The organism is Thermococcus sp. M36 (genome assembly GCF_012027355.1).
Taxonomy (GTDB): Archaea; Methanobacteriota_B; Thermococci; order Thermococcales; family Thermococcaceae; genus Thermococcus.
The window spans coordinates 1-406 of sequence record NZ_SNUH01000297.1; the positions used below are offsets into that span (position 1 = coordinate 1).

The 406-nt window shown below is 44.3% G+C and carries 1 pseudogene; it reads left to right on the forward strand.

What is annotated here, in order from left to right:
- A pseudogene (locus E3E36_RS12425) lies at positions 1–406 on the forward strand (V-type ATP synthase subunit A); the annotation flags it as partial.

A 406-nucleotide genomic window follows, 5' to 3' on the forward strand; every position in this document is an offset into this window, starting at 1 on the left:
CTCACTTTATGTTGACTCAATCAAAGACTGGTGGCACCAGAACGTTGACCCAGAGTGGAAAGAGATGAGAGACACTGCAATGAAGCTCCTCCAGAAAGAGGCTGAACTCCAGGAGATTGTCAGAATTGTAGGTCCAGATGCTCTGCCAGACAGGGAGAGAGCCATTTTACTGGTTGCAAGGATGCTCAGAGAGGACTACCTCCAGCAAGATGCTTTCCATGAAGTTGACACTTATTGTCCACCGAAGAAACAAATAACAATGATGAAAGTTATACTCAACTTTTACAAGTACACTATGGAAGCTGTAGATGCAGGAATTCCAGTTGAAGAGATTGTAAAATTGCCCGTTAGGGAAGAGATAGGAAGAATGAAGTACACTCCAAACGTCGAGGAGATAGCTGGCCTA